Here is a 23,504-nt window from a genome sequence, read left to right on the forward strand (position 1 = left end):
TATCAGAAAACAAAACCGTGCCGTTATCCGCCTCCAGCTGAACGGGTATGCAGCGGGGAAGTCTTGTAGTAGGACTTGAATGCCCGGGTAAACGTATACAGGTTGGGATAGCCGAGTGACAAGGCGATTTCCGTGATTGAAGCATCGGTTTCAGCAAGCAGCCGTTTAGCCTTGCCCATACGGATGTTCTGGATGTACTTCTGCGGAGATACGCCGGTCTGGCTTGTAAAAGCACTGGTGAAATAGGATCGGTGTACACCCGCATACGAGGCAACCTGCTGAACGGATATCCCTTCAGTAGCATGGAGGTTCATAAATTCCATACACTCCGATACCCAGCCTGAAGGTGATGGTGTATCAGCCGGGAATGCTCCGGGCATCAGGACGGCCAGCAATTCGCAGGTCTGTCCCTGCAGCTCCAAGGACACAGCCGGGTCCCACCGCCCGTACCTTGTCATTGCCCCGAATATGCGTTCCAGTACTTCCTTAATGCGGGATGTCACCTTACCAAGAGCATACGGCTTCTCAGGCACCATCCCGGTTAGCTTCAGCAGCGGCATCACTCTGCTTCCATCCAGCGCAAGCCAGCTCATCTGCAGCGGTGATTCCGCGGGAATGATGTAATAATGATACGTCTGATCCGGAAACAGACAGAACATGTCGCCCTTTTGCAGTTCAATGTGCTCATCTCCATAGTTAAGGCCAACCTTTCCTTCATACACGAAATGAAGGCTGTAGCACTCGATCCTTTTGGGACCCACCCTGTAGTTCGGCTTAGCCTGACTACGGCCGGCACGGACAGGCCATAGCTGCCCCTCCCTATCCAAATATCCGGGTGAATAGTAGATAAACTCGGCATATTCATATTCGTATTCCTGCAGATTCTGCAACACTCCTGACATATCCCCACTCCCTCCATCTAACAAAATGACAATTCAAATCTAACATCAGGCTATTTAAAAAATGTTGTTTTTTCAATATTATCATAATAGGAGGCGATAACCATTGTCCAGTAGACCTAACATTTTACTAATTACCAGCGATCAACAGCATTGGAATACCATCGGTGCCTTCCAGCCCGAGATCTCCACCCCGAATTTGGACCGGCTGGCACAGCAAGGGACAACCTTCGGCCGGGCTTATTGCCCGAATCCCACCTGCACGCCAAGCCGTTCCTCTATCATCACGGGAATGTACCCGAGCCAGCACGGGGCATGGACACTCGGAACGAAGCTATTGGAGGACCGCCACACGGTAGGGGAAGACTTCAGTGAAGCGGGTTATCAGACCTCGCTGATCGGCAAAGCCCATTTTCAGCCCCTGAAGTCCACGGAGGAATATGAATCGAAGGAAGCTTACCCGCTGCTGCAGGATTTGGATTACTGGAGCAGTTTCCACGAGTCCTTCTACGGATTCGACCATGTGGAGCTTGCCCGGAACCATACGAACGAAGCACATGTCGGCCAGCATTATGCCTTATGGCTGGAAGAACAGGGCTGTCACAATTGGCGGGATTATTTCCTCCCTCCAACAGGGACAATGGACCCGTCTGCAACCTACACATGGCCCATTCCGGAGAAATATCATTACAACACCTGGATTGCAGAGCGGAGCAAGGCCCGCCTGGAAGAGCATCAACAATCAGGAGATCCGTTCTTTCTCTGGGCCAGCTTCTTTGATCCGCATCCTGAATATCTGGTGCCGGAGCCCTGGGATTCGATGTATAACCCTGACACGCTGACTATTCCTTCACTGACGGCCGGGGAACATGACCGGAATCCGCCGCATTTCGGCATGACACAGGAAGACAACCCCGACTTCTCGCAGTTCATGGAAACCGGCTTCGGCATTCACGGGTACCGCTCCCACCTGTATTATGAATACGGGGATAAAGCGCTTCTGACGGATTACGACAAAAAGAAACTGGTAGCGGTCTATTACGGAATGATCAGCATGATGGATAAGTATATCGGCAGCATTCTGGATAAGCTCGATGAACTCGGACTCGCCGGGAACACGCTCGTCGTCTTTACAACTGATCACGGGCATTTCTTCGGACAACATGGTCTGCAGGCCAAAGGAGGATTTCATTACGAGGATTTAATTAAGCTTCCGTTCATCGTCAGATATCCCGGGCATGTTCCGGCAGGCAGACAGACGGATGCGATCCAGTCACTCGTTGACCTGGCGCCTACCTTCTTATCATTTGCCAATCTTCCCGTTCCTTCGTCGATGACTGGTGTGGATCAGAAGGACGTATGGCTGGGCCGCAAGAATCAGGCGCGTGACCATGCCATTTGCGAATTCCGTCATGAGCCTACGACCATTCACCAGAAGACTTATATTGATGCAAGATATAAAATTACGGTCTACTACAATCAGCAGTACGGCGAAATCTTCGATTTAGTGCAGGACCCGCACGAACTTCATAATCTGTGGGACGAGCCGGAACACGGGCAGCTGAAGACTGAGCTTCTGCTGAAATATATTTGGGCGGAGCTGGGCAAGGAACCGCTGCCTATGCCGAGAATTCATCATGCCTGAAGCAGGCCGGTCCATGAAGAAATAAGAAAGCGTGAGCAAGGATTCCTCCCTTCGCTCACGCTTTTTTCAGAATAATATATTTAGTCAGAAAATAACAATGCCTGCTACCGCCGACAGGAGGATCACCGCAAACGGATGCATCTTATATTTGGCAACAAGAACGAGGCATCCGCCGCAGATCAGCAGCGAGCCCGCCATTGTCCAGCTTAACCAGGATCCGCTTTGTCCGCTAAATGCGAAATGAACCGCCGCGTAGAGGATTAAGCCGGTTACAATCGGACGCAGTCCGTAGAATGAAGATCTGACCCAGTCATTGCTCTGCAGCTTCAGAAAGAAGACAGCGATACAAATGACGATAATTAGCGATGGCAGAATAATGCCGACCGTTGCCGCTATCGCTCCCCCCAGCCCTGCTTTGGAGTATCCGATCAGGGTCGCGGTATTCGTCGCGATAGAGCCCGGAGCCATCCCTGCCAAAGAAACAATTTCCTGAAAAGCGCCGCTGCCCATCCATCCTTTTTCGGAAACCTCCCGCTGAATCAGCGTTATAACCGCATAACCGCCCCCAAAAGAAACTAACCCCACTTTAATAAAAACCAGCAACAGCTCCCACAGCATAAGATAATCACCCTTCAGATGTAGTATTCAGGAAACTGCAGGTCACGGCGTTCCTCCGTTCGCACCTTTTCCGTAACTACGCTCATCCCCTGTTTCTTTTTGTACAGAACCACCAGGACTCCGGCTGTCAGCCCGCCCACAATCAGATAAAACGGATGAATCTGGGTGAACAACAGCAAGGCCAGCGATACAGCTACAAGCACAAACGTCGCCGCGTCCAGAACAGAAGCTTTCCACATCTTGCCGGCCGCAACAATAATCAAGGCTGCTACCGCAGCATGAATGCCCTTCAAAGCAGCTTCTACCTTGACGTTGTCTTTGAATAAAAGCCTGAGCCCGCTGAGGAGGAACACGATCAGAAAGGTAGGCAGGGTTATTGCAGTGACGGCAGCCACGGCTCCCGCCACTCCGCCAAGACGATAGCCGATAAACGTTGCGCTATTGACGGCCACCCCTCCGGGAGCGGAACCGGACACGGATATCATGTCACCCATTTCCTCTTCGTTCATCCAGCCCTTTTTTCGTACAATTTCTTCTTCGATGGTTGCAATCATGGCATAACCGCCTCCAAAGGTGGAGGGTCCAATTTTGAAAAATACGCAAAAAATACTCCAAAGCAAATTCATTTTCCTGCCCGCTCTTTGCTTCATTCCAGTTCACCCTTACATTCTTTTCTGCTCTCCCAAGAGATGTCACTTGTATTTTAGCATAATTAATTTCATTTTGGATTAAAGTCATGAATTTTATTGTAAATATTCTGTTAATACTTCATAATCAGAGTGTATAAAGTCTTATTTTCGTTGAATAAAAATCATTTTGGAATTATCTTAGGTATTCCTACTAATAAACTTGGAAATGGAGATAAGCCTGATGCTGCCCCACCCTAATTCGTCTATCAAAAAACAGGTCTATGACCGCATATCCTATCTGGGAACTGCCTCCAAAGCCGATTTGTTGAATGATTTTGCCTTGACCAGCAGCAGTATGACACGTCTTCTTGATGACATGTCATCCCAGGGGTTAATTATTGCCTCCGGGCTGGGAACCTCCAAAGGCGGGAGGAAGCCCATCCTGTTCCAGTGTAACCCGGCATACAGGTATCTGTTCGGGCTGGAAATTTCCCGCATTCATTCTTCACTTGGCTTGTATGATATGCATTTCAATCTGCTGTCTATGACCCGGTGGATAATGGATGATCGCATGACGCCCCCGCTGCTCGCGGATCATGTTGCGGACAGTGCCCGGGCTCTTCTGTCGGAGCATGGAATATCGCCAGGCAGCGTTCTGGGGTTGGGGATAGGCTCTGTCGGTCCCTTGAACTCTGAACGCGGGATTATTCTGGAGCCGGAGCACTTTCCGGCCGCCTCCTGGACAAATGTCCCCATCTGCGAAATGCTGGAGGCACGGCTTGAAATACCGGTCAAGCTTGACAATGGCGCAAACTGCGCCCTCATCGGTGAGCACCGGGCTCTTAAGTCCAACAATTATCAGCACATCCTGTATGTACATGCCGGAACAACTATAAGATTTGCGATGATGTCCGGCGGCCATATCGTTCGGGGCGCCTCCGGGGCAGAGGGAGCGCTGGGACAGATGATTATCCAGACCAACGGCCCCAGACTGCACGGCAAAGGAAACTACGGAGCCCTTGAAGCCTTCGTGTCTGTTCCGGCGCTGGAAGAGCGTGTACGCACACAGTTAAAGATTGGACGCAGCAGCTTACTAGCGGAGAATTCTCCGGAACAGGTCACCTTTGCCTCCTTATCTGAAGCTCTCCAGCAAGGGGACAAGCTCGTTACTGAACAATTCACGGAATCGTCTGCGTACCTGGGGATCGGGCTGGCTAATCTGATTAATACCCTTCATCCGGAGTGTGTCGTTCTGGGCGGCCCCCTGGTCCGGGCACATCAGCTTGTGTTCGACACTTCGGTTGAGGTCGCCAGGAAGAACACTTATCCCTCCCCCGAGAACAGTCCGTTTTTTACGCAAGGATATCTTAAAGAAGAGGCCGTAGCCACCGGAGCGGCCATCATGCTGCTAAATGACTGGTATGTGGAATAAATAGGAAGACAGGAGGGGATTGCTGTGTCTCTCAATTGCGCTGCCGGTTCTCAGTCCGGTTTAGGTGTCATGTGGAAGACGGTATCAGAGGATTGTAATCTGGCTTGCGACTATTGTTATTACAGTACCTGTGGAGGGAAGCCCGGACCGGCAATTAACCGGATCGATTCTTTCGTTCTGGATAAATTCATCCAGGATTATATGCGGCACAGCTCAGGCAGTGCCACCTTCGCCTGGCAGGGCGGAGAACCGCTGCTGGCAGGTCACGAATTCTTCGAAGAAGTCGTATACCGCCAGGCCCTGCATGCCCCGCCGCATACGGTTATCAGTAATTCCCTGCAGACCAACGCTACACTGATCAGCGGGCGGTGGGCTGCCTTCTTCAAAACTTATCATTTTCTGATCGGAGTCAGTCTGGACGGCCCGCAGCAGATTCATGACTCACGCCGGGTGAATGCCGCAGGCAAAGGCAGTTATAGTCAGGTGAAGAACGGCATCGGCCATCTTCGCCGGCACCAGGTTGACTTTAATATTTTGACAGTAATTCATAAAGGCAATGTGGGCAAAGCCCGGGAACTGATGGCGTTCTACCGGGAGCAGGACTTCCGGTTCATTCAGTTTATCCCCTGCATGGACTTCAGAGCCCAGCAGATTGATCAGCCGGGGGAATATGAAATTTCAGCGGACGAATACGGGGAGTTCCTGTGTGAAGCCTTCGACGAATGGTATCAGGACGGCAAGCCCGAAATATCGGTACGGTTCTTCGATAATATGCTCAGCGTCTACCTGGGCGGGGAAGCGGAATCCTGTGTACACCGCGCAGCATGTCCTACAAGCCTGGTGCTGGAGCAGAACGGGGACGCCTTCCCCTGCGATTTCTACATCAATGAGGAGTGGAAGGTCGGCAACGTTGCCGAAGATTCCATTGCGGATATGCTTGCCCATCCCAACTTTAGACGGTTCCACCGGATGAAGCCCGCTCTCCCGGACAAATGTCAAACCTGCGAATGGCAGCGGTTGTGTTATGGCGGATGCCCCCGGAACCGGAAATGGAACAATGAGGAAGGCCTCAGCGGTCCAGATTATTTTTGCCAGAGCTATATGCGCATCTACGCTTACGCTGATGAGAGAATGCAGAAGCTGGCGGACCGGCTGCGTCTTCCCAAGGTCATGCCTTAACTTGTTCCGTAATTAATAGTCCACTGCCATTCTGTTTCTTACCTCCCCCTGTGTTAAAATAAGACCAAGCTTGCTGAACCTAAGGATAATTTTGTGCGGGACACATATATATGGATATATTTTCATAAACAAGCCTATACCGCAATAAGTGAAGGAGGGCTATATGAGCAGAAGGACTGCCGGTTCCGGCGGCACATTCACATTCATCAAACAGCTGCTGCAAAAAATCAAAGCCGATGATGTCCAGGGGATCAGCGCACAGCTGACCTATTATCTGATTCTGTCGCTGTTTCCCTTTCTGATCTTCATTATGACCCTGATCGGGTACGCGAATATTTCCCTGGAGGACAAAATCCAGCAGCTGGAACAGGTGATGCCTGCCGAAGCCGTCTCTATTATAGAAGAGATTCTGCAGGATGTGTCCGAGGGACGCAGTCAGGCGCTGTTATCCTTCGGGATGCTGGCTACACTCTGGGCCGCTTCCAAGGGGGTCAATGCAATCATTAAGGGGCTCAATCGCGCTTACGACATTGATGAGAGCCGGGCCTTCTGGAAAATTAGAGGGATCGCCTTCCTCGCTACCCTGACGATCGGTTTTGTCGTGCTGCTCAGCATTCTGCTGCTAGTCCTCGGTACCTGGCTCAAGACACAGGTCTTCCTGTTGACCGATCTGCCTTACGGTTTCCAGAAGCTATGGGATCTGCTGCAATACGCCGTGCCGCTGCTGGTCATGTTCATTGTGTTCACCCTGCTCTACTGGATCGCCCCAAGCCGCAGGCTGGCTCTGCGTGAGGTGGTGCCCGGTGCGCTGTTCTCGACCCTCGGCTGGATTATTACATCAGTCCTCTTCTCCATTTACGTCAATCAGTTCAGTGATTTCACCAAAACCTACGGCAGTCTCGGAGGCGTAATGATTCTGCTCATCTGGCTGTATATCAGCTCGATTATTATCCTCGCCGGAGGCGAGATCAACGCGATCCTACTCAAACGCAAGGTTGACGGAGCAACGGTAGAATAACCGGATTATCAATATTTTTAACAGCAACTAACTTGGGGCTGCATCCGCTGGGATCAGAGGGATGCAGCCTCATTCGGCTCGTCTACCCTATCATTGGCACATTGTATTCGGTTTTTCGCATACATTCGGCTCGTCCACCCTATCATTGGCACATTGTATTCGGTTTTTCGCATACATTCGGCACGTTTGCCCTGTCATGGGCACATTGTATTCGGTTTTTCGCATACATTCGGCTCGTCCACCCTATCATGGGCACATTGCTCCACAGCCCCCTAAAGAAGTTGGAGTCCTCCCCCACAAAAATGTAGACTAGATACAGGAGGAGGATGAACGGAATGGGACACTTAACAGGAACAAGAGAGAAGGCAGCGCAAGAGGTGTTGTCTGGCATTAAGGCGGCGGTGGTTGCCCGAAAGTATGGGGTGACTCCATCAACGGTGAATCAGTGGGTGAGGGATTACCGGGAAGCCCATGGGGAGCAAGATCATCCGTATCCCCAGGACCAGGTGGAGGAACGGAAGCGCCTGCTGGACGTCGAGCAGAAATATGAGAAGGCCGTCAAGATGCTCGGTGAAAAGGAGTTAGAGATTGAGATTCTGCGTGAACTGCTAAAAAAGCCAACCCCTGCTTATCCGAAAAAATCGAGGTAGCCGATATGTTCATTAAGCAGGGGAATACCGCAGCCTTGGTGCTCCGTCTCGTGGGGCTAGCAGAGTCTACGTACTACGACCGTAAGAAACGCAAGAAGCAGGAGGCGCAGGCCGTCCCCCAGGGGCGTGGAAGACCCCTACCCGGCTACTCCCTGACCGAGTCGGGAGAGAAGATTAGCGACGAGCAGATCCAGGAAATGCTCCTGGAACTGGTCGCTGGAGAAGAGCACGTGTACGGGTACAAACTGCTGGCCAAGTGCTTGTGGAACCAGCACGGGCTGAGGCTCAACCACAAGAAAAGCTACCGGCTGTGTCAGGCGCTGGAGATCCTGCAGCCCCAGCGTCAGAAGCGCTTTAAGCATCCCCGGAAGCTGCCGGAGAACCGAGTCATTACCGGAGCGGGCCAGCTCTGGCAGATGGACATTAAATACGGGTATGTGGCGGGCCGGGACCGGCATTTCTTCGTCCTGAGCATTATCGATGTGTTTACCCGGGTTATCGTCGGGTATCACCGAGGATCGTCGTGTGAGGCCAAGCACGCCTGCCAGACGCTGGGACGCGCCATGGAGCAACACTGCGCCCCTGGCAGCGCGCGCCCGGTGATCCGCACCGACAACGGCCCCCAGTTCATCAGCCATCTGTTTGGCGACATGTGTGAAAGCTGGGAGATGACCCATGAACGCATTCCGCCTCGAACGCCGGATTTAAATGCTTTTATTGAATCGTTCCACAGCAATATCGATCGGGATTTGTTCCGCAAAGAGGCCTTCGACACGTTCGAAGAGGCCTATGAAGCCGTGGACCGGTACATGGACTTTTACAATAACCGCAGAATGCATACGAGTCTTCGCAACATGCCGCCAGCTACCTTTGCGGAGTGGGTGCTGACCCTAGAAGACCAGTCCTGCTTCTTCTGGCCGAGAGAAAAAGCGAAATAAAGAGCAAGGCTACGACAAGTACCGATTTTATACGGAGGACTCCGGGATAAGGGGGTCGCACCGATTGTATTCGGTTTTTCGCATACATTCGGTTCATCTCCCCTGTCATGGGCACATTGTATTCGGTTTTTCGCATACATTCGGCTCGTCTACCCTATCATGGGCACATTGTATTCGGTTTTTCGCATACATTCGGTTCATCTACCCTATCAGGGGCACATTGTATTCGGTTTTTCGCATGGCTCGTTAACCCTATCGTCTCTTAGGCCCCTCGTTAAAGCGTACGATTCCTGTACAACAAGACAGGCAACCCCCCGCTGACCGGGGGATTGCCTAATTGGAAACAACAACTATATGCTAGCTAGCATCATTTTCCTTAATGTCTCAGTGATACCTCACCGGTTCTTCCTCTTCTCCTGCCGCCGCACCCGGATCACCAAATACTGTTCCTTCTGTGGCATCCGGCAGATAAGCTCCCTCCTCCTTCAGCCGCTTGCGCAGCACAGCTACATCCACTGCATGCACGTCATAATCCGGCAGATTCGCAGCAAGTGCTGCGGCAATCCCGGCCGCTTCGCCCATCGTCAGACAGACCGGCATCACCCGGACACTCCCCTGCACCTCACGGACACAGGAGATCGAACGTCCCGCGACCAGCACATTCTTCAGTGAACGCGGCGTCAGGCAGCGGTATGGAATGCCGTGCGATTCTCCCGGACCGTAACGTTTAATGACCTCCGGCTTGCCTCCCGCCTGCTTCTCTTCCTTCTCCGTCCCATGGATATCAATGAAATAGCTGTTGCGGCAGATTTCATCCGCGAAGCTGCGGCGGTTAACGTAATCCTCCACACTCAGCACATAGTCTCCGGTAATTCTCCGCGTCTCCCGTACCCCCATCAGCGAGCCGGTGTTGGCTACGTAAGAACTGCCGAACGCAGCAGGCATGAACTCGGCCAGGGCATCCCTATAGACGGAGGCCAGCTTCCTTCCCTGCATTAATGCAGCGGATACGGAGAAGGCATCCGTATTATCCACATCCCATAGATGCCCCGCGTTGAAGCCCACCGTCCGGGGAGCAATGACATTGTTACAGATATGCGAGTCCGGAATTAAGGGGAATTTGCCGGAGCCCAGAATATCGAAGATCGGGCTGGTTTTATTATTGTTATGCAGCAGCGGACCGTTCAGATAAGCATATTCATCGACATTGCCCAAGGTAAAACAGTGCGTGGCAGGCATCAGCTCACCGGTTGTCGTATCACCCTTGAGATATTCCGCTCCCGCCCAGGCCGCTACATCGGCATCGCCCGTGCAGTCAATATAGACCTTGGCCTTCAGCGCCTGCAGTCCATTCTTGCTGGCAGTGATCAGCGCCAGCACATTACCTTCCTCATCCGCCTCCACGGAACCCAGCTGCGTATGGAACAGCACCGTTGCCCCGGCTCCGGCTACCAGCTCATCATAGATGACCTTGAGCTTCTCCGGTTCGATCGGAACCCAGTCCATCGCCTCTTGGCTTACATGCGGCATCTGCGCCTTCAAAGCTTCAAACACCTTCATCGCCAGTCCCCGGTAGATGATCGTCTTCATGTCCGAGAACGGGCACCAGGCCGGCACAAGTCCCGATGTGCCCATTCCGCCCAGGCTGCCTGTTCCTTCGATCAGCAGCGTCTTTGCCCCTTCCCGGGCTGCGGCAGCGGCCGCCGTACAACCGGCCGGCCCGCCGCCTGCAACGATGACATCCCAGGAATCCTGCAGCGGAATTTCACTGCTCCGCATCCTGTAGCTGTTCATTCTTTTGCCTCCTAAAAAGTCTTCTTTGACTCTATTTCTTCACTGTAGCATACCAGTCATTCACCTCTTTGGTGCTGGCCTCTCCGCCTGCAGCTTTATATTTCTCGGCGAAATCAGCCACGGCATCCGGGGACTCTTCACCGACAATGACTTTGACGGCAAAATCATTAATCATCTGATTCAGCGAAGCATTGTTCTTCGAATATTCCGGCAGGGATGGAGCCAGCGCCAGCGGATCGGCAATTCTTGCTTCCGCCGGAAGCTCATTGTTCAGATAAGAGAAGCCTGCAAACAGACGCGCATCCTTCTGCACCCGGGCCTGCCAGTAGATCGGGTACAGCTTCTCGTCTATACCGGTCAGATAATTGCTGGCGTTACCGCGTTCGTCCGTGAACAGCGGCAGGATCGGGCTGTATACGCCGTCTTTATACGTATGATGTTTGCCTTCTTCACCGATGGCAATCAGTTTGAAGGTTTCTTTTTCCAGCTTGGCGTTGATCCATTTCATCGCATCTTCAGGATGCTTCGCAGATTTCGGAATGAAGGTGATGCGGTCGAACCCGCCGCTCATGCCGAGGCCCATTTGACCGTCTTTGCCTTTGAGGGCAGGAAGATATGCGTATTTGGCGTCAGGGAAGTTCTTGGTCAGGGCATCGGCAATCCCGGGAATGTCGTACCATGGCAGCTGAATAACCCCGATCTTGCCGCTGGTGAATTTCTCCTTCAGGGTAGCATCCTTGTTCACGGCAAACTCCTTATCGAGCAGCCCCTGCTTATACAGATCGGACATGTACATCAGATATTCCTTGAAGCCCGGATGCAGCGGGGCCGGAACCAGCTGGCCGTCCACCGTATTCCAGCTCGTGCCTATTCCGAAGGCACCTGTAATATTCGCCGTTGTTGCCAGTGCACCATCGATTGACATCGGGGCGCCGCTGTTCCCGGTTCCGCCCGGATCTTTTTCCTTGAAGGCCTTCAGCACTTCCGTGAATTCATCCAGCGTAGTCGGCGTCTTCAGCCCCAGCTTATCGAGCCAGTCCTGGCGGATCATCAGATCGGCACCGGCAAATTGTGAGGAGCTGTTGGGAATACCATAGATTTTGCCGTCAATTTTCATTGCATCGAAGGACGCCTGGGAGATGGAAGCTTTGATATTATCGCCGAACTCCTCGATGAGCGGGGTCAGATCCACCAGTGCGCCCATTTTGGCATAATCGGTATACACGGCTTTTTCACCGGAAATGGTAATGACATCATACGGCTCGGCAGAGGAGATCAGCAGATTGAGCTTATCCATCGCCTTGTCGGCGGGAAGCATCTCATACTTCACCTTATAGCCGGTCCGCTCTTCGATCACCTTGGCCAGCGGATACGTATTGTAATCATCCTTCGACCACAGATTAAGCGATTTCAGCTCCGGCTTGGCAGCATTCTCTGACGTTGCCGGTGCGGCAGTTGCTTCTGCAGAAGCTGGTGCTGCTGTTGAAGCGTCCCCCCCGTTACTATTCGTGTTGTTAGAAGAACCACAGGCAGTTGCAGCGAGCAGCAGCCCGGTACTCAGCAGGAGTGACAGCCACTTTGTCTGTTTCATTAAGATAACCCCCTATAAGTTTTGTGAGCTTAAGCTTCCAGTCTTACTTCGTTCAAAATCCGCCTCAGCCTTTAACCGAGCCAATCAGCACGCCTTTGATGAAATACTTCTGCAGGAACGGGTATACGAACAGAATCGGGACCGTCGAAGCGACCACCGTTGCCGCACGTATGCCTTCCGGTGACATGTTCATCAGATCATCCACACTTTTATTGACGGCGTTGGCTGCACTGGCGTCCATCACCACATCCTGCAGATAGAGCTGCAAGGTCTTAAGCGCGGTATCGTTGATGTAGATCATTGGCCCGAAGTAATCATTCCAGTACCCGACGGCATAGAAAAGCGCAATCGTAGCAATCACCGGCATACTGAGCGGCAGAATAATCCGGAACAGAATCGTGTACGTCTTGGCCCCGTCGATCCGTGCGGACTCCTCCAGGGCTTCGGGAAGACTCTCATAGTAGCTTTTGATCACCAGCATGTTGAACACACTGATCATTCCGGGCAGGATAAGCACCCACAGATTATTGATCAGATGCAGCTGGCGCATCAGCAGATAATTGGGAATAAGCCCGCCGCTGAACAGCATCGTGAAGATGAACAGCACCATGAAAAAGGAGATGCCCGGCAGATTCCGTTTGGATAACGGATAGGCCGTCAGTGCTGTCATTAAGATGGAGATCAGGGTGCCCACTACCGTGACGCCTACGGATACACAGAACGCCCGGATGAACATTGAGGAAGAGATAACCTCCCGCAGGGTGTCGAGCTGGAAGCCTACCGGCAGAATGCCTACTTTTCCCGAAGTAATCGCCCATTCCTCACTGACCGATTTCGATAATACGTTAACCAGCGGCAGCAGCATCATCACTCCGAGTGTGATCAGGAACAGGTAGACAAAGATATCGAGCAGCCTGTCGCCTTTGGTTCGTTTGGTCATGGATTATACTGTCTCCTTTCCCGCCTACCAGATTCCGCGGTTCAGCAGCTTCCGGCTGATATAATTTCCCGAAACGATGAGGATGAAGCCTACTACCGAGTTGAACAGGCCCACCGCGGTGCTGAAGCTGTAATCCATTTTGCCCAGCCCGATGCGATAGACGAAGGTTCCGATCACATCCGCTGTCTCATAGACTACCGGATTGTACATGGTCAGAATCTGCTCCGTTCCCGCATCGAGCACCGAGCCCAGCCGGAGAATGAACATCAGCACCACAGTCGGCAGGATACCCGGCAGTGAGATATGCAGCATTCTGCGGATTCGCCCCGCCCCGTCAATGGCAGCCGCCTCGTATTGCTCCTGATCGATCCCGGCAATGGCGGCAATGAAGACAATCGCGTTCCACCCTGATTCCTTCCAGCCGGCCGTAAAGACAACCACACTGCGGAAGTAATCATTGCTGACAAAAAAGCTGACCGGTTCTCCGCCGAACCACTGAATGATATTATTGACCAGTCCGCCCGAGGTGGAGAGGATGGTGACGAACAATCCGGAAATAATCACCCAGGACAGAAAATGCGGGAGATAAATAATCGTCTGGATCGTCCGTTTGAAGAACATCAGCCGGACCTCGTTCAGCACCAGCGCGATGAGGACCGGCACCGGGAACAGCAGGACAATCTTGTACACACTGATAAGCAGTGTATTCATGAATACCCTTCCGAATTCGTCCGATTGGATAAGCTTATGGAATTGCTCCAGCCCTACCCATTCACTGCCTCTGATGCCCTCGAAAATGTTGAAATCCTGAAATGCGATCAGCACTCCGTACAGCGGTGTATATTTGAAGAGCAGCAGAAACAGCAGACCGGGTATCAGCAGCACATAATAATCCCTGTTTCTCCAGGCGAGCCTCCACTTGCTGGCGGACCTGATTCTCGTTGCCTGAAGTTTGCTCTTCCGGTCCAAATCCGTGACACTCCCACCCAAGTTCATTCACCCCCATCTGTTTGTGAGTTGATTATACTGAGAAACCGGGGGGCGGTTGTAGGTGGTAATCTGATTATTTCTGGTCTTACGCGACTGTATATCAGGCAATCTGCTTATTCTAATGGAACCGCTTTAATTCTGATGTTGATCACAGTTCCTTGGCCGGGCTCCGTTTCAATGGACAAGCCACACCGGTTGCCGGCAAAATATCGAATCCGCTCGTTGACATTATAGAGGCCGAAGGAGCCCGGCATCCCGTCACTGCGCAGCTCGGAGGAAGGCTCCAGCAGCAGCCGTCTGGCCTGCTCCGGACTCATGCCGATCCCGTCATCGGACACCGCCAGAAGGATATCCTCCTGCTCACGGCGGGCTGTTATGGCGATATTCCCCTGCTTCCTGCGGGTTTTGCGGATACCATGCAGCAGCGCATTCTCCACCAGCGGCTGGAGGGTAAGCTTGGGAATCATATACTGTTCAAGTCCCGGCTCTACTTGGACGCTGAAGGTGAAGGTGGACGGAAAGCGGTTCTGCTGAATCTCCATGAACACCTTGGCCAGATTCAATTCATCGGCAAGGCTGACATTGTCGCGGCCCTGATTCAGGCTGAGCCGGAAATAGCGGGCCAGTGCCTCAATCATCTGGCTGGTATCCTCCGCATCATGCGAAATTGCCGACCAGTTGATCATATCCAGCGCATTATAGAGAAAATGCGGATTAATCTGGGCCTGCAGGGTTCTCAGCTGCGCCTCCCGCTCCTGCATCTTCGCCTGATAGGATTCCTCCATCAGAATGTTGACCTTGTGAATCAGGTGGTCCACACTGCGTTCCAGCAGCCGGAAATCCCCCCCTGGCATTGTCCTTCTGTCCTCCAGCCAGCCGATCCCCTCCTTGCGGATCATCCGCAGAATCATCTGCACCCTGCGCTGCATGTTCTGCACGAGGAACATCAGCAGCACAAACACGAGAACAAGGAACATGACCGTGATCCCTGCCAGCGTGGCAATGCTGGTGAACTGGTTCATTGCTGTTGCCCGGTGCGAAATCTCTGATTCAGAGACTTGGGAGATCATTTTCCACCCTGAAGTTCCGATCGTGGTATAGACCACATTAACCTCTTCACGCCCAAGGGTCCGCTTTACGATTCCCTCCTCCGATTGCTTAATCGCATCCAGCAGTTCTTCCGGCAGCATGCTGACTTCCCGCGGACCGTTCTCTCCGGTGCTGTAGATCAGCCGGCCCTCACTATCCAGAAGATAAGGGGCATAGCTGTCCGAGAAATGAAGCTCTGACATGACTTCTGCGATCAGATCCTGGGATACATCCATCACCAGTATGCCGATGGTCTCTTCATATGCCTTCGGATTGCGCAGCATCCTTGCGGCAGAGAAAATCTTTTTGTCACCGAAATCGATATAACTCTCCTCATACACCCCGGTCCAGACCATACCGCCCCCGGCCTCCAGCACCTGCCTGTACCACGGATAATGCTCTATCTCAGATAGCGGATACAGATTCACCCGGTCCCCTCCGTACATCCGGGAAGGATCAACAAAAAACCGCAGCCGGAAAATATCCTCATTCTCCTGGGCGGTTTCGGCTAAATTGCGCAGCTCCTTAAGCTGGTTAAGCTCATCGGTGATGCTGTCCTTCTGCTGCAGATTACTGTAGAGTACCTGGTTCATGAACACCGAATTGCTGCTGTCACGGATATGATCCAGCTTATAGGTCAGATTCATCCCTGCCTGCTTAAGGGTCAGCTGCATCGTACTGGTGACTTCTTGCTCCAGAATGTCACTGGACCGCTGATAGAAGGAAGCCAGCATGACGGATACCGGCAGCAGAATGAGTATCACATAGGCAATCAGCCACTTTCTCGCCGCCAGAATCCCCTGGCCCAGTCCGGTCAAATAGCTCCAGCCCTTTTTCACTGCACAGCCTCCTTATATGGCATGCTTACATTCCTGTGCGGCCTGATCTTCATAGGATTGCCCCTGCTCATAGACTCTGCTCCCTGTAGGCGCTGGGGGTAATTCCGGTTATTTTCTTGAAAAGCTTGCTGAAATGGCTGGGATCGCTGTAGCCGACGGCATAACAGATTTCGTAGAATTTGTTCTGCGGGTCTCTAAGCAGCTTCTTCGCCTGCTCGATTCTGACCTTGGTCAAATATTCGAACAGCGTTTCGCCCGTTTCCTGCTTGAACAGGAGCCGGACATAGGTCGGACTGAGATAGACGCCTGCCGCAATATCCGCCACTGCCAGATTCTCCGGGTACCGTTCTCCAATCAGCTGACGGACCCGTTCTATCACTTCGCTTGTCTTGCCGCTGCGCTTCATCCCGACGAAATCACAGACCTCAAGCAAATAGGCTTCTGTATATCCCAGCAGATCCTGCATCGTCTCCTGGCGCGCAACCTGTTTCCAGGCGGCCGTCTCACGTTTTTCCCATTCCTCCGTCATTCCGCCAAGCTCCAGCAGCACCTGGCCGGACTGCAGAATCAGATGCAGACTGACATTCTGCGCATACCGCGCCCCTTGCCCCCGGTTCTGCCCAAGCAGACTGAAGATGTCACTAAGCTCCGTCTGCAGACGTCCGCGGTCTCCGGATTTCAGGGCAGACCACACCCGCTCCCCCCACTCCGGCTCGTACCGGTAACGCAGATTCTCACCGCGCTCTCCGGACACGATATTGTCCATGGTCAGAATACGGTTTTTGCCCAGATACCACTTCTGGTCAGCTGCATCCCTCGCCTGTTTATAGGAGGACGGGATCTCCGGCAAGTGCTCAACCCCCTCACCGACACCGATGGTTACACTGAGCTTCAGCCATTGCCGCAGATTGCTGCGGATTGATTCTGCCAGCACCAGCAGGTCATTCTCGGGAGATTCGCTGAACTCCTGCGGCTGCAATTGTCCGGCCAGCAGAATCCCGACGTACTCTCCCGGCTCCTTCTCGAAGGTCACGCCGCGCATCTGATTGTCAATCAGCTCCTGGATGATATTCAGCACCGTATAGGACAGCAGCTGTCTGTCCTGCTCGCTGCGGGTGTCCAGCACCTGCGGCACATCATCGAGCAGAATGACCATGAGGATGTAGCTGTCAGCCGCGAGCTGCTGCAAGCCCAGAAATTCCAGCTTGTCCTGAATATGCGCGGTATGAACACCATCGCTGATTACGGACAGCAGGAACTTCTCGCGCAGCAGCGGCATACTCTGCGTCAGCTTCACCTGCATCTCCTTGATCCGCTTGCGCTCCTGCGTCTCCGCATCCAGCGCAGCAGTCACCTTGCCCATCACCACCGACAGCTCCTTGCGGCTAACCGGCTTAAAAATATAATCCGCCGCATGCATCTGCAGCGCGGACTTAAGGTATCCGGCATCGTTGTGGCCGCTGATGAAGACGATCTTGGCCTCCGGCAGCAGCGCCCGGACCTCAGCCGCCATGCGGATGCCGTCCATTGACGGCATCTGGATATCCGTCAGCACGATATCCGGCTTCAGCTCCCGGATCAGCGCCAGCCCAGTGTCCCCGTCATCTGCGGTTCCAACCAGCTCAATCCCCTGTGCCGCCCAGTCCACATAGGTCCGCAGCCCGTTCACCACCGAAGGCTCATCATCCACAATCACCAGTGTTTTCATAAATCCGTCCCTTCTTACTCATGATCTGCAAGGCCAGTTCGTAGGAATAGAGTGTGTTGACCAAAAATTCTACAAAGACTGTTCATCTCCTGCCAAAAAGCAATAAATAGGAAGCAATATAGTTTTCACATTCATTCTGCATGTTCAATGTACGCAGACTAAACAGCCGTTCCTCCCGGATTAGAGATTCTCTAATTAGGAAGGAACGGCTGTACGTCTAGCCCGGCGAATAAGCTTCCGCTAAGCGAGAAACTGGACTTGCAGAAGCACTAGCAGGCAAGCGAATGAACTTGAGTTGTCGAGAAACGCTGCGGGCAGGCTATTGATGTTATGATCTCGCCAGCTTTCTTCCAATGAAATGAAGAAATTGAAGAAATGGCATAAATAAGAGGATTACAATCAGGCTGAAATACAAAATATCCGGGAACACAAACAGATCATTGCGAATGAAGTAATCAATACTTAGAACACCGTATGGAAGAAGTAGAAGCACGCTTGTTGCAACGCCCGGCGTCCATCTCCTCAAAAACAGCGATACCCCTATGTGAAAGAAGGAGTGCAGGAACAATCCAAGGCTCAGCACCATGTAAAGAAGATAAAAATGATACTCATAAGCTAGGAATGCTGCGGCCGAAAATAGGACAAACAGCACTCCCACCGCCGCTGAGAATTGAGACCCCGTAAGGGAGGACATTTTTTCCACTCTGGATTTGGCGAAGCCGGGAATCTTATTGTATATCTGCTCCTTGTTTCTCTGAACCCATCCGGGAGTAGGAATGATCTCTTCAAAATCATGAATCATAAATATGATCGGGAGCAGCCATAAAATAGCGGTGTCACTAATCAGCTGGTTCATTACATTCTCCTTTCTGCGGTCAAGGTCCCAATCCTCCGCCGGATTTGCTCGTGGGGATACTTCTTCGTCTCAAGAATCTGGACCAGATATTCCAAGACCTTATCTCTGTCCGCAACGTCCGGTGAATAACCGCGTGCTTCATACGTCCTTTTCATCTTACTCATTTCTCTATATGGTATTATCACACCTTCTTCATATTCCTCCTGATTGTAATTTCTGTTCCTCACAGATACAGCGATCCCCATACAAAGTGAAATAAAATGAGCATCGTTCTGCCGGTACAATTCACTGCTCATATATTGGAGCAGCAGCGTGCGATCCTCCGCTTCATCGAAAGCTAAGCTTCTGATACCGGGTGCCGATTGACGAAGCAAATTACGCAGAACCGTCTTTGGCCCAATTTCAACGGCAACCGTAATTCCGCTGCTTTGCAGAAACCGCATGGTGCTGGACCATAATACTGGGGATACAATCTGATCAGGTAAGGAATGTCTGATTTCTTCCACCGAGCAATAAGGACTAGCCTTGAGGTTGGAAACAACCTCCCACTTGGGCATGCGGATAGTAAGAGAGCGCATCTCTTCCGCCAGTCGGTCTCTGGCTGGCAGCAATATCCGGCTGTGAGCGGGCAAGCTTACCGGGAGCCGCTTATAGTGGATTCCACGTCTGTCCAGAACGTCTAAAGCCTCCTCCAGCTTCTTCTTATGCCCCGAGATTACAGTTTGCTGATCGGTATTGTAGTTAGACGGTTGAACGAATTGACCGGGCTCGGAAACCAAGGCGCATAACTCTTCAACCATAAGAGGACTAACGCCTGTGACGGCAGCCATTCCTCCCTCCACCTCTGCGCAGGCTTCCTCCATAAATTGCCCTCGTCTGGCAATCAGCCTGACTGCATCAGAGAATTCGAGTGCACCCGCGCAGGTCAAAGCGGAATACTCTCCCAGACTGTGTCCGGCAGAAATGGCCGGTTGAATCCCTACCCTCTCCTCGTAGACTTTGAACATGGCAACACTGTTCGCCAGTACTGCAAGCTGGGTGTTGCGGCTGCCGTCCAGTGCAGCCGTTTCTTCCGTGCATAATTTTTTCACGTCTACTCCAGACCAGTCACTGGCTTCTTCATAGACTGTAGCAGCTTCCCGGCAAGTGCCGATCCATTCTTTTCCCATCCCAATGTACTGTGAACCTTGCCCTGGAAACAGAAGTGCAAGCTTGTTCATCGCTAAGCCACCTTTGCAAACAATATACTCTTACACAATCCCCTCTAAACTTCTTGCCATGATTCGGACATTAGGCTCGTTCAGCATTGAATAATGCGTGCCGGGAATGGGGTATACGCAGAAATCTGCAGACAGTCTTCCCCATTCGGCCAGATCCATTCCGTGTTGTAAATTAATGTTCAATATCTCAAGTATTTCTCTGGGCTGAGGCTGCTGTGCCTGGAAGAAATGCAGCCGCCCGTTATACATTTCCAGCGGATTATGAGTTCTCAATGCGTTGTGGTTACTGACCCATACCTGGAAGAAATGCATGATCTCCTCATCGGGCAGCAGGCTCAACTGAGTTGAATATTTCTTCAAATAGCCGACAATACCCGCAATATCCTCCCGGGGCTGCGTGATTACGCGAACAGACGGAGCCCCCGCATCCTCTCGAATGTTATCGTTTGGAAAGTACAAGGAAGCAATAATAGGGAATGCCTCGAGGAATTTCTCATCGGTCATGACCTTGTTATTAAAATAAGCTTTAGGCGGATGGCTGTCGAACAACAGCAGCTCCTCTACCAAATCCCCGGTCCGCTGCAATTGAAGCGACATTTCAAAGGCAACATTCCCTCCGTAAGAGTGCCCCCCTAGAAGATACGGCCCCTGAGGGTATAGGCGCTTAATTAACTTAATATATTCGGCCGCTGTCTCCTCAATGCATTCCTTCTTCTCACCCGCCCGCTCTGCGGGCATCCCCACCTGGATCGCGAATATATTACGGTTGCAGTTTAATTCCTGAACCAGCGCCTTGTACACCATCACCGTTCCTCCCGCAGGATGGATCAGAAAGACCGGAGGCTGGGCATCATCACCACTTCTAAGCCTCACCACACGCTCATCCGGCTCATCGGTTCTCGCATGGTGAACTTCCTCTCCCCCAAGCTTGGACAGCAATTGTTGGACCTGAGTTCCAAGAGTAGGCTCTGCTATGAACCTGGACAATGACAGCTGAACTCCGAATTCCTGACTTATTTGAGATTGAATCTGAATAGCCCGGAATGAATCCCCACCGGCCATAAAAAAATCAGTATCCATATTTATTTGTTCCACAGGGAGATGCCGGCGCCAAATTTCCACAAGTCTGGAGGTGACCTCCTCCGGCGATCTGCCGTCTGCCTCATTAGATACTGTGATACCAGGCTCGGTTTGTGGCTCGGCTTCGATCCAGTGACGCGTCCGTTCGAAGCTGTATGTGGCTAGGGACACTCTTTTAGCCTCAAGTCCTTCATAATACTTCTCCCAATCTATAGCTATACCGCTGCACCATAACGCTCCAACCGTCTCCATGATGCTTTGGAACAGCGAATACTCCGACACATCCTCCTGGATTCCGGCGATCTGATGCACCTGATCTGCGGCTTCCTTATTTAACTCCATACATCCGATATGGAAGAGATGTCCAGCTCTACGGTTGCCGTCATATAACTCAGCTGTGGATTTAATATCAGCGTCTGTGCCGCGTCCGGATGATGCCGGGTCCTCCAGCAGGATGTCCAGCACATCCTCCACTCCGATCTGGCCAAGTAGTACCTTGATCGCATAGTGTCCATCGCCTGTGTAAGCGTAAGTATTCGGCATCAATCCAAACTCGGTAATAATTCCAGAGAGAAGCGACAGGTTGCAGATATAAGAGGCCGTTCTCCCGGCAGCCTGTTTGGTTAGCCAGGCTGGCCGCTCCGTGCAGATCCTTCCAGCGGCGCAATCCAGCAAGTCGCTGCAAGTCAGCCCATGCCTGCTCAGAATTTCCGAGCTGGCCAACTGGCTGCTGGCAAAGGAACCTCCGCAAGCAGATAGTTGAGAATACAGCTTGTCCAACATCCCAGCTTCCATATCGGAAACAAGCAACGTCAAAGGATGTGTCCGGGATGGGGACTTCTTTATCTCCGTAGTAGAGCCGAGCTTAGTCTTCAGCTCCTCCAAATTTCCGCAGACAATTGCCCGGCGGTATTTAAAGAGCTTTCGTCCAGTGGCAAGTGTATACGCAACATCAGCCAATGGATAGCCGTTTTTTTTCAGCTGGTTTAGCAGTTTGTCCGTGTAGCTGATCAATGAGGTTTCTGTTTTGGCCGACAACGGCACCAGATACAGCGGCCGCTCCTTTCCCTTCATACGCTCCGGCACATACTCCTCCAGAATGATATGGCAGTTAGTCCCCCCGAGTCCGAAGGAACTGACGCCCGCAAACCGGTTTCCCTCGCTCTCCCATTCCTCACACTCCGTGTTAATATAGAACGGGCTTTTCTCCAGGTTTAATTCCAGATTAGGGGATAAAAAATTAACGGTCGGCACCATTTTCCTGTTACGCAGCATCATAGCCACTTTAATTAAGCCGACAACGCCTGCAGCCACGTCCAGGTGTCCTATTGAAGATTTGACGGACCCCAAAGCGCAAAAGGCTTTTCGATCAGTATATTCTGCATACACCTGACAAAGAGCAGACAGTTCCACCGGGTCTCCAAGCCGTGTGCCAGTTCCATGAGCTTCCACATAGCTGATATCCTCTGGACGGACACCGGATAAATTAATCGCATCCCGGATCGTCTGGATTTGGCCCTCAACTCCCGGAGCTGTAAACCCGACTTTATGTAATCCATCGTTTCTCACCGCGCTGGATTTGATAACGGCATAGATAGAATCCCCTTCTCGGACTGCATCCTCATAGCGCTTCAGAATCACAACCCCGACTCCGTTTCCAGTTACCGTGCCGTTCGCATTTTCATCAAATGCCCGGCATATCCCATCGGGTGACAAAATTCCGCCTTCGCTGAACTCATACCCTACCCGTTGTGACGATCTGACCGTAACGCCGCCAGCCGCCGCCATAGTACATTCTCCATTCAGCAAGCTTTGAATTGCCATATGCACAGCAACCAAAGAACTTGAGCATGCAGTCTGAACAGTCATGCTGGGGCCCGTTAAGCCCAGCTTGTATGATACCCGAGTGGAAAGAAAGTCCTTTTCGTTCCCAATCAGCAACGGGTGAATACCCAGCGTATCCATAAGATCGCGATTCGGCAGCAGGTTGCGGTACAAGTATGTATTAGTGCTGGAGCTCCCGAACATCCCGATGATCCCCGGATACCTCCCCGGGATATTCCCGGAGTCCTCAAGGGCATTCCAGACAGCTTCCAGGAATATAAGGTGCTGAGGGTCTGAAATGTCGGCCTCCGATGAGGACATGTCAAAAAAGGTGTTGTCGAATTCCTCAATCTCCTCCAGAATTCCGCCAGCATTTACATAGTTGCTTTTAGTAAATGATACTTCCCCCTCCCGGGCCATTTCCTCGGTGGAGAAGAACTGTATGCTTTCTCTGCCTTGCTTCAGGTTGTCCCAGAATTCATCCAAATTCCCCGCATCGGGTACCCGGCAGGACATTCCTATAATCGCAATATCGTAGCTCGTATCCTTATCCAAAGTTAGTAAC

The 23,504-nt window shown here is 52.1% G+C and carries 18 protein-coding genes; 6 read left to right on the forward strand and 12 right to left on the reverse strand.

Annotated features, from left to right (window positions below; translation table 11 throughout):
• Positions 1–23 precede the first annotated feature (23 nt).
• On the reverse strand, positions 24–902 hold the full coding sequence (locus tag MKX70_RS27130; RefSeq protein WP_305954206.1) for an AraC family transcriptional regulator: 879 nt from the start codon (positions 900–902) through the stop codon (positions 24–26).
• Between the two features lie 103 nt (positions 903–1,005).
• On the opposite strand from MKX70_RS27130, the gene MKX70_RS27135 reads away from it, so the two are divergent.
• Positions 1,006–2,544: a sulfatase family protein gene (locus tag MKX70_RS27135; RefSeq protein ID WP_042135818.1), complete on the forward strand. Its 1,539-nt coding sequence runs from the start codon at positions 1,006–1,008 to the stop codon at positions 2,542–2,544.
• A gap of 84 nt (positions 2,545–2,628) precedes the next feature.
• Here the strand turns inward: MKX70_RS27135 and MKX70_RS27140 are convergent, their stop codons facing one another.
• Together MKX70_RS27140 and MKX70_RS27145 are read right to left on the reverse strand one after the other, a co-directional pair.
• Complete coding sequence (locus tag MKX70_RS27140; RefSeq protein WP_042135816.1) at positions 2,629–3,162, reverse strand: chromate transporter; 534 nt, start codon at positions 3,160–3,162, stop codon at positions 2,629–2,631.
• 14 nt (positions 3,163–3,176) lie between these two features.
• Positions 3,177–3,812: a chromate transporter gene (locus MKX70_RS27145; RefSeq protein WP_042135815.1), complete on the reverse strand. Its 636-nt coding sequence runs from the start codon at positions 3,810–3,812 to the stop codon at positions 3,177–3,179.
• Positions 3,813–4,032: 220 nt separating this feature from the next.
• Here MKX70_RS27145 and MKX70_RS27150 point away from each other — a divergent pair, with 220 nt between their 5' ends.
• The 5 genes from MKX70_RS27150 to MKX70_RS27170 all read left to right on the forward strand — a co-directional run bounded on the left by MKX70_RS27150 (position 4,033) and on the right by MKX70_RS27170 (position 9,008).
• Complete coding sequence (locus MKX70_RS27150) at positions 4,033–5,223, forward strand: ROK family protein (protein ID WP_340841253.1); 1,191 nt, start codon at positions 4,033–4,035, stop codon at positions 5,221–5,223.
• A 24-nt stretch (positions 5,224–5,247) separates the two neighbouring features.
• On the forward strand, positions 5,248–6,402 hold the full coding sequence (locus MKX70_RS27155; RefSeq protein WP_340841254.1) for an anaerobic sulfatase maturase: 1,155 nt from the start codon (positions 5,248–5,250) through the stop codon (positions 6,400–6,402).
• A gap of 163 nt (positions 6,403–6,565) precedes the next feature.
• Positions 6,566–7,420, forward strand: a complete 855-nt coding sequence (locus tag MKX70_RS27160) for a YihY/virulence factor BrkB family protein (RefSeq protein WP_042135811.1) — start codon at positions 6,566–6,568, stop codon at positions 7,418–7,420.
• A 335-nt stretch (positions 7,421–7,755) separates the two neighbouring features.
• Positions 7,756–8,070, forward strand: coding sequence for a helix-turn-helix domain-containing protein (locus tag MKX70_RS27165; RefSeq protein ID WP_052415919.1), 315 nt, complete (start codon positions 7,756–7,758; stop codon positions 8,068–8,070).
• 5 nt (positions 8,071–8,075) lie between these two features.
• Positions 8,076–9,008: an IS3 family transposase gene (locus MKX70_RS27170; RefSeq protein WP_081956614.1), complete on the forward strand. Its 933-nt coding sequence runs from the start codon at positions 8,076–8,078 to the stop codon at positions 9,006–9,008.
• 384 nt (positions 9,009–9,392) lie between these two features.
• Here the strand turns inward: MKX70_RS27170 and MKX70_RS27175 are convergent, their stop codons facing one another.
• The 9 genes from MKX70_RS27175 to MKX70_RS27215 all read right to left on the reverse strand — a co-directional run bounded on the left by MKX70_RS27175 (position 9,393) and on the right by MKX70_RS27215 (position 23,494).
• Positions 9,393–10,802, reverse strand: a complete 1,410-nt coding sequence (locus MKX70_RS27175; RefSeq protein WP_340841255.1) for an FAD-dependent oxidoreductase — start codon at positions 10,800–10,802, stop codon at positions 9,393–9,395.
• Between the two features lie 31 nt (positions 10,803–10,833).
• Positions 10,834–12,393: an extracellular solute-binding protein gene (locus tag MKX70_RS27180; RefSeq protein WP_340841256.1), complete on the reverse strand. Its 1,560-nt coding sequence runs from the start codon at positions 12,391–12,393 to the stop codon at positions 10,834–10,836.
• 64 nt (positions 12,394–12,457) lie between these two features.
• Entirely contained in the window at positions 12,458–13,333 is an 876-nt protein-coding gene (locus tag MKX70_RS27185) for a carbohydrate ABC transporter permease (RefSeq protein WP_039309035.1), read from the reverse strand.
• Between the two features lie 24 nt (positions 13,334–13,357).
• Complete coding sequence (locus MKX70_RS27190) at positions 13,358–14,269, reverse strand: ABC transporter permease (RefSeq protein WP_042141012.1); 912 nt, start codon at positions 14,267–14,269, stop codon at positions 13,358–13,360.
• Positions 14,270–14,436: 167 nt separating this feature from the next.
• A complete protein-coding gene (locus MKX70_RS27195; protein WP_340841257.1) occupies positions 14,437–16,251 on the reverse strand; it encodes a cache domain-containing sensor histidine kinase in 1,815 nt (604 codons plus the stop codon).
• Positions 16,252–16,318: 67 nt separating this feature from the next.
• Positions 16,319–17,959, reverse strand: a complete 1,641-nt coding sequence (locus tag MKX70_RS27200; protein ID WP_340841258.1) for a response regulator transcription factor — start codon at positions 17,957–17,959, stop codon at positions 16,319–16,321.
• A 328-nt stretch (positions 17,960–18,287) separates the two neighbouring features.
• On the reverse strand, positions 18,288–18,815 hold the full coding sequence (locus MKX70_RS27205) for an HXXEE domain-containing protein (protein WP_042235100.1): 528 nt from the start codon (positions 18,813–18,815) through the stop codon (positions 18,288–18,290).
• The gene (locus tag MKX70_RS27210; RefSeq protein ID WP_340841259.1) at positions 18,815–20,035 is read right to left on the reverse strand and encodes an ACP S-malonyltransferase; all 1,221 of its coding nucleotides are present in this window, start codon (positions 20,033–20,035) and stop codon (positions 18,815–18,817) included. Before MKX70_RS27210 ends, MKX70_RS27205 begins: the two co-directional genes overlap by 1 nt.
• A gap of 30 nt (positions 20,036–20,065) precedes the next feature.
• The gene (locus tag MKX70_RS27215) at positions 20,066–23,494 is read right to left on the reverse strand and encodes a type I polyketide synthase (RefSeq protein ID WP_340841260.1); all 3,429 of its coding nucleotides are present in this window, start codon (positions 23,492–23,494) and stop codon (positions 20,066–20,068) included.
• Between the last annotated feature and the right edge of the window lie 10 nt (positions 23,495–23,504).

The organism is Paenibacillus sp. FSL R7-0312 (assembly GCF_038004445.1).
Lineage (GTDB): Bacteria > Bacillota > Bacilli > Paenibacillales > Paenibacillaceae > Paenibacillus_AQ.

Coding starts and splice junctions, on each gene's coding strand:
- MKX70_RS27130 (WP_305954206.1), bottom strand. CDS start 902: ATGTCAGGAGTGTTGCAGAATCTGCAGGAATACGAATATGAATATGCC.
- MKX70_RS27140 (WP_042135816.1), bottom strand. CDS start 3,162: ATGCTGTGGGAGCTGTTGCTGGTTTTTATTAAAGTGGGGTTAGTTTCT.
- MKX70_RS27145 (WP_042135815.1), bottom strand. CDS start 3,812: ATGAAGCAAAGAGCGGGCAGGAAAATGAATTTGCTTTGGAGTATTTTT.
- MKX70_RS27150 (WP_340841253.1), top strand. CDS start 4,033: ATGCTGCCCCACCCTAATTCGTCTATCAAAAAACAGGTCTATGACCGC.
- MKX70_RS27160 (WP_042135811.1), top strand. CDS start 6,566: ATGAGCAGAAGGACTGCCGGTTCCGGCGGCACATTCACATTCATCAAA.
- MKX70_RS27165 (WP_052415919.1), top strand. CDS start 7,756: ATGGGACACTTAACAGGAACAAGAGAGAAGGCAGCGCAAGAGGTGTTG.
- MKX70_RS27170 (WP_081956614.1), top strand. CDS start 8,076: ATGTTCATTAAGCAGGGGAATACCGCAGCCTTGGTGCTCCGTCTCGTG.
- MKX70_RS27175 (WP_340841255.1), bottom strand. CDS start 10,802: ATGAACAGCTACAGGATGCGGAGCAGTGAAATTCCGCTGCAGGATTCC.
- MKX70_RS27180 (WP_340841256.1), bottom strand. CDS start 12,393: ATGAAACAGACAAAGTGGCTGTCACTCCTGCTGAGTACCGGGCTGCTG.
- MKX70_RS27185 (WP_039309035.1), bottom strand. CDS start 13,333: ATGACCAAACGAACCAAAGGCGACAGGCTGCTCGATATCTTTGTCTAC.
- MKX70_RS27200 (WP_340841258.1), bottom strand. CDS start 17,959: ATGAAAACACTGGTGATTGTGGATGATGAGCCTTCGGTGGTGAACGGG.
- MKX70_RS27205 (WP_042235100.1), bottom strand. CDS start 18,815: ATGAACCAGCTGATTAGTGACACCGCTATTTTATGGCTGCTCCCGATC.
- MKX70_RS27210 (WP_340841259.1), bottom strand. CDS start 20,035: ATGAACAAGCTTGCACTTCTGTTTCCAGGGCAAGGTTCACAGTACATT.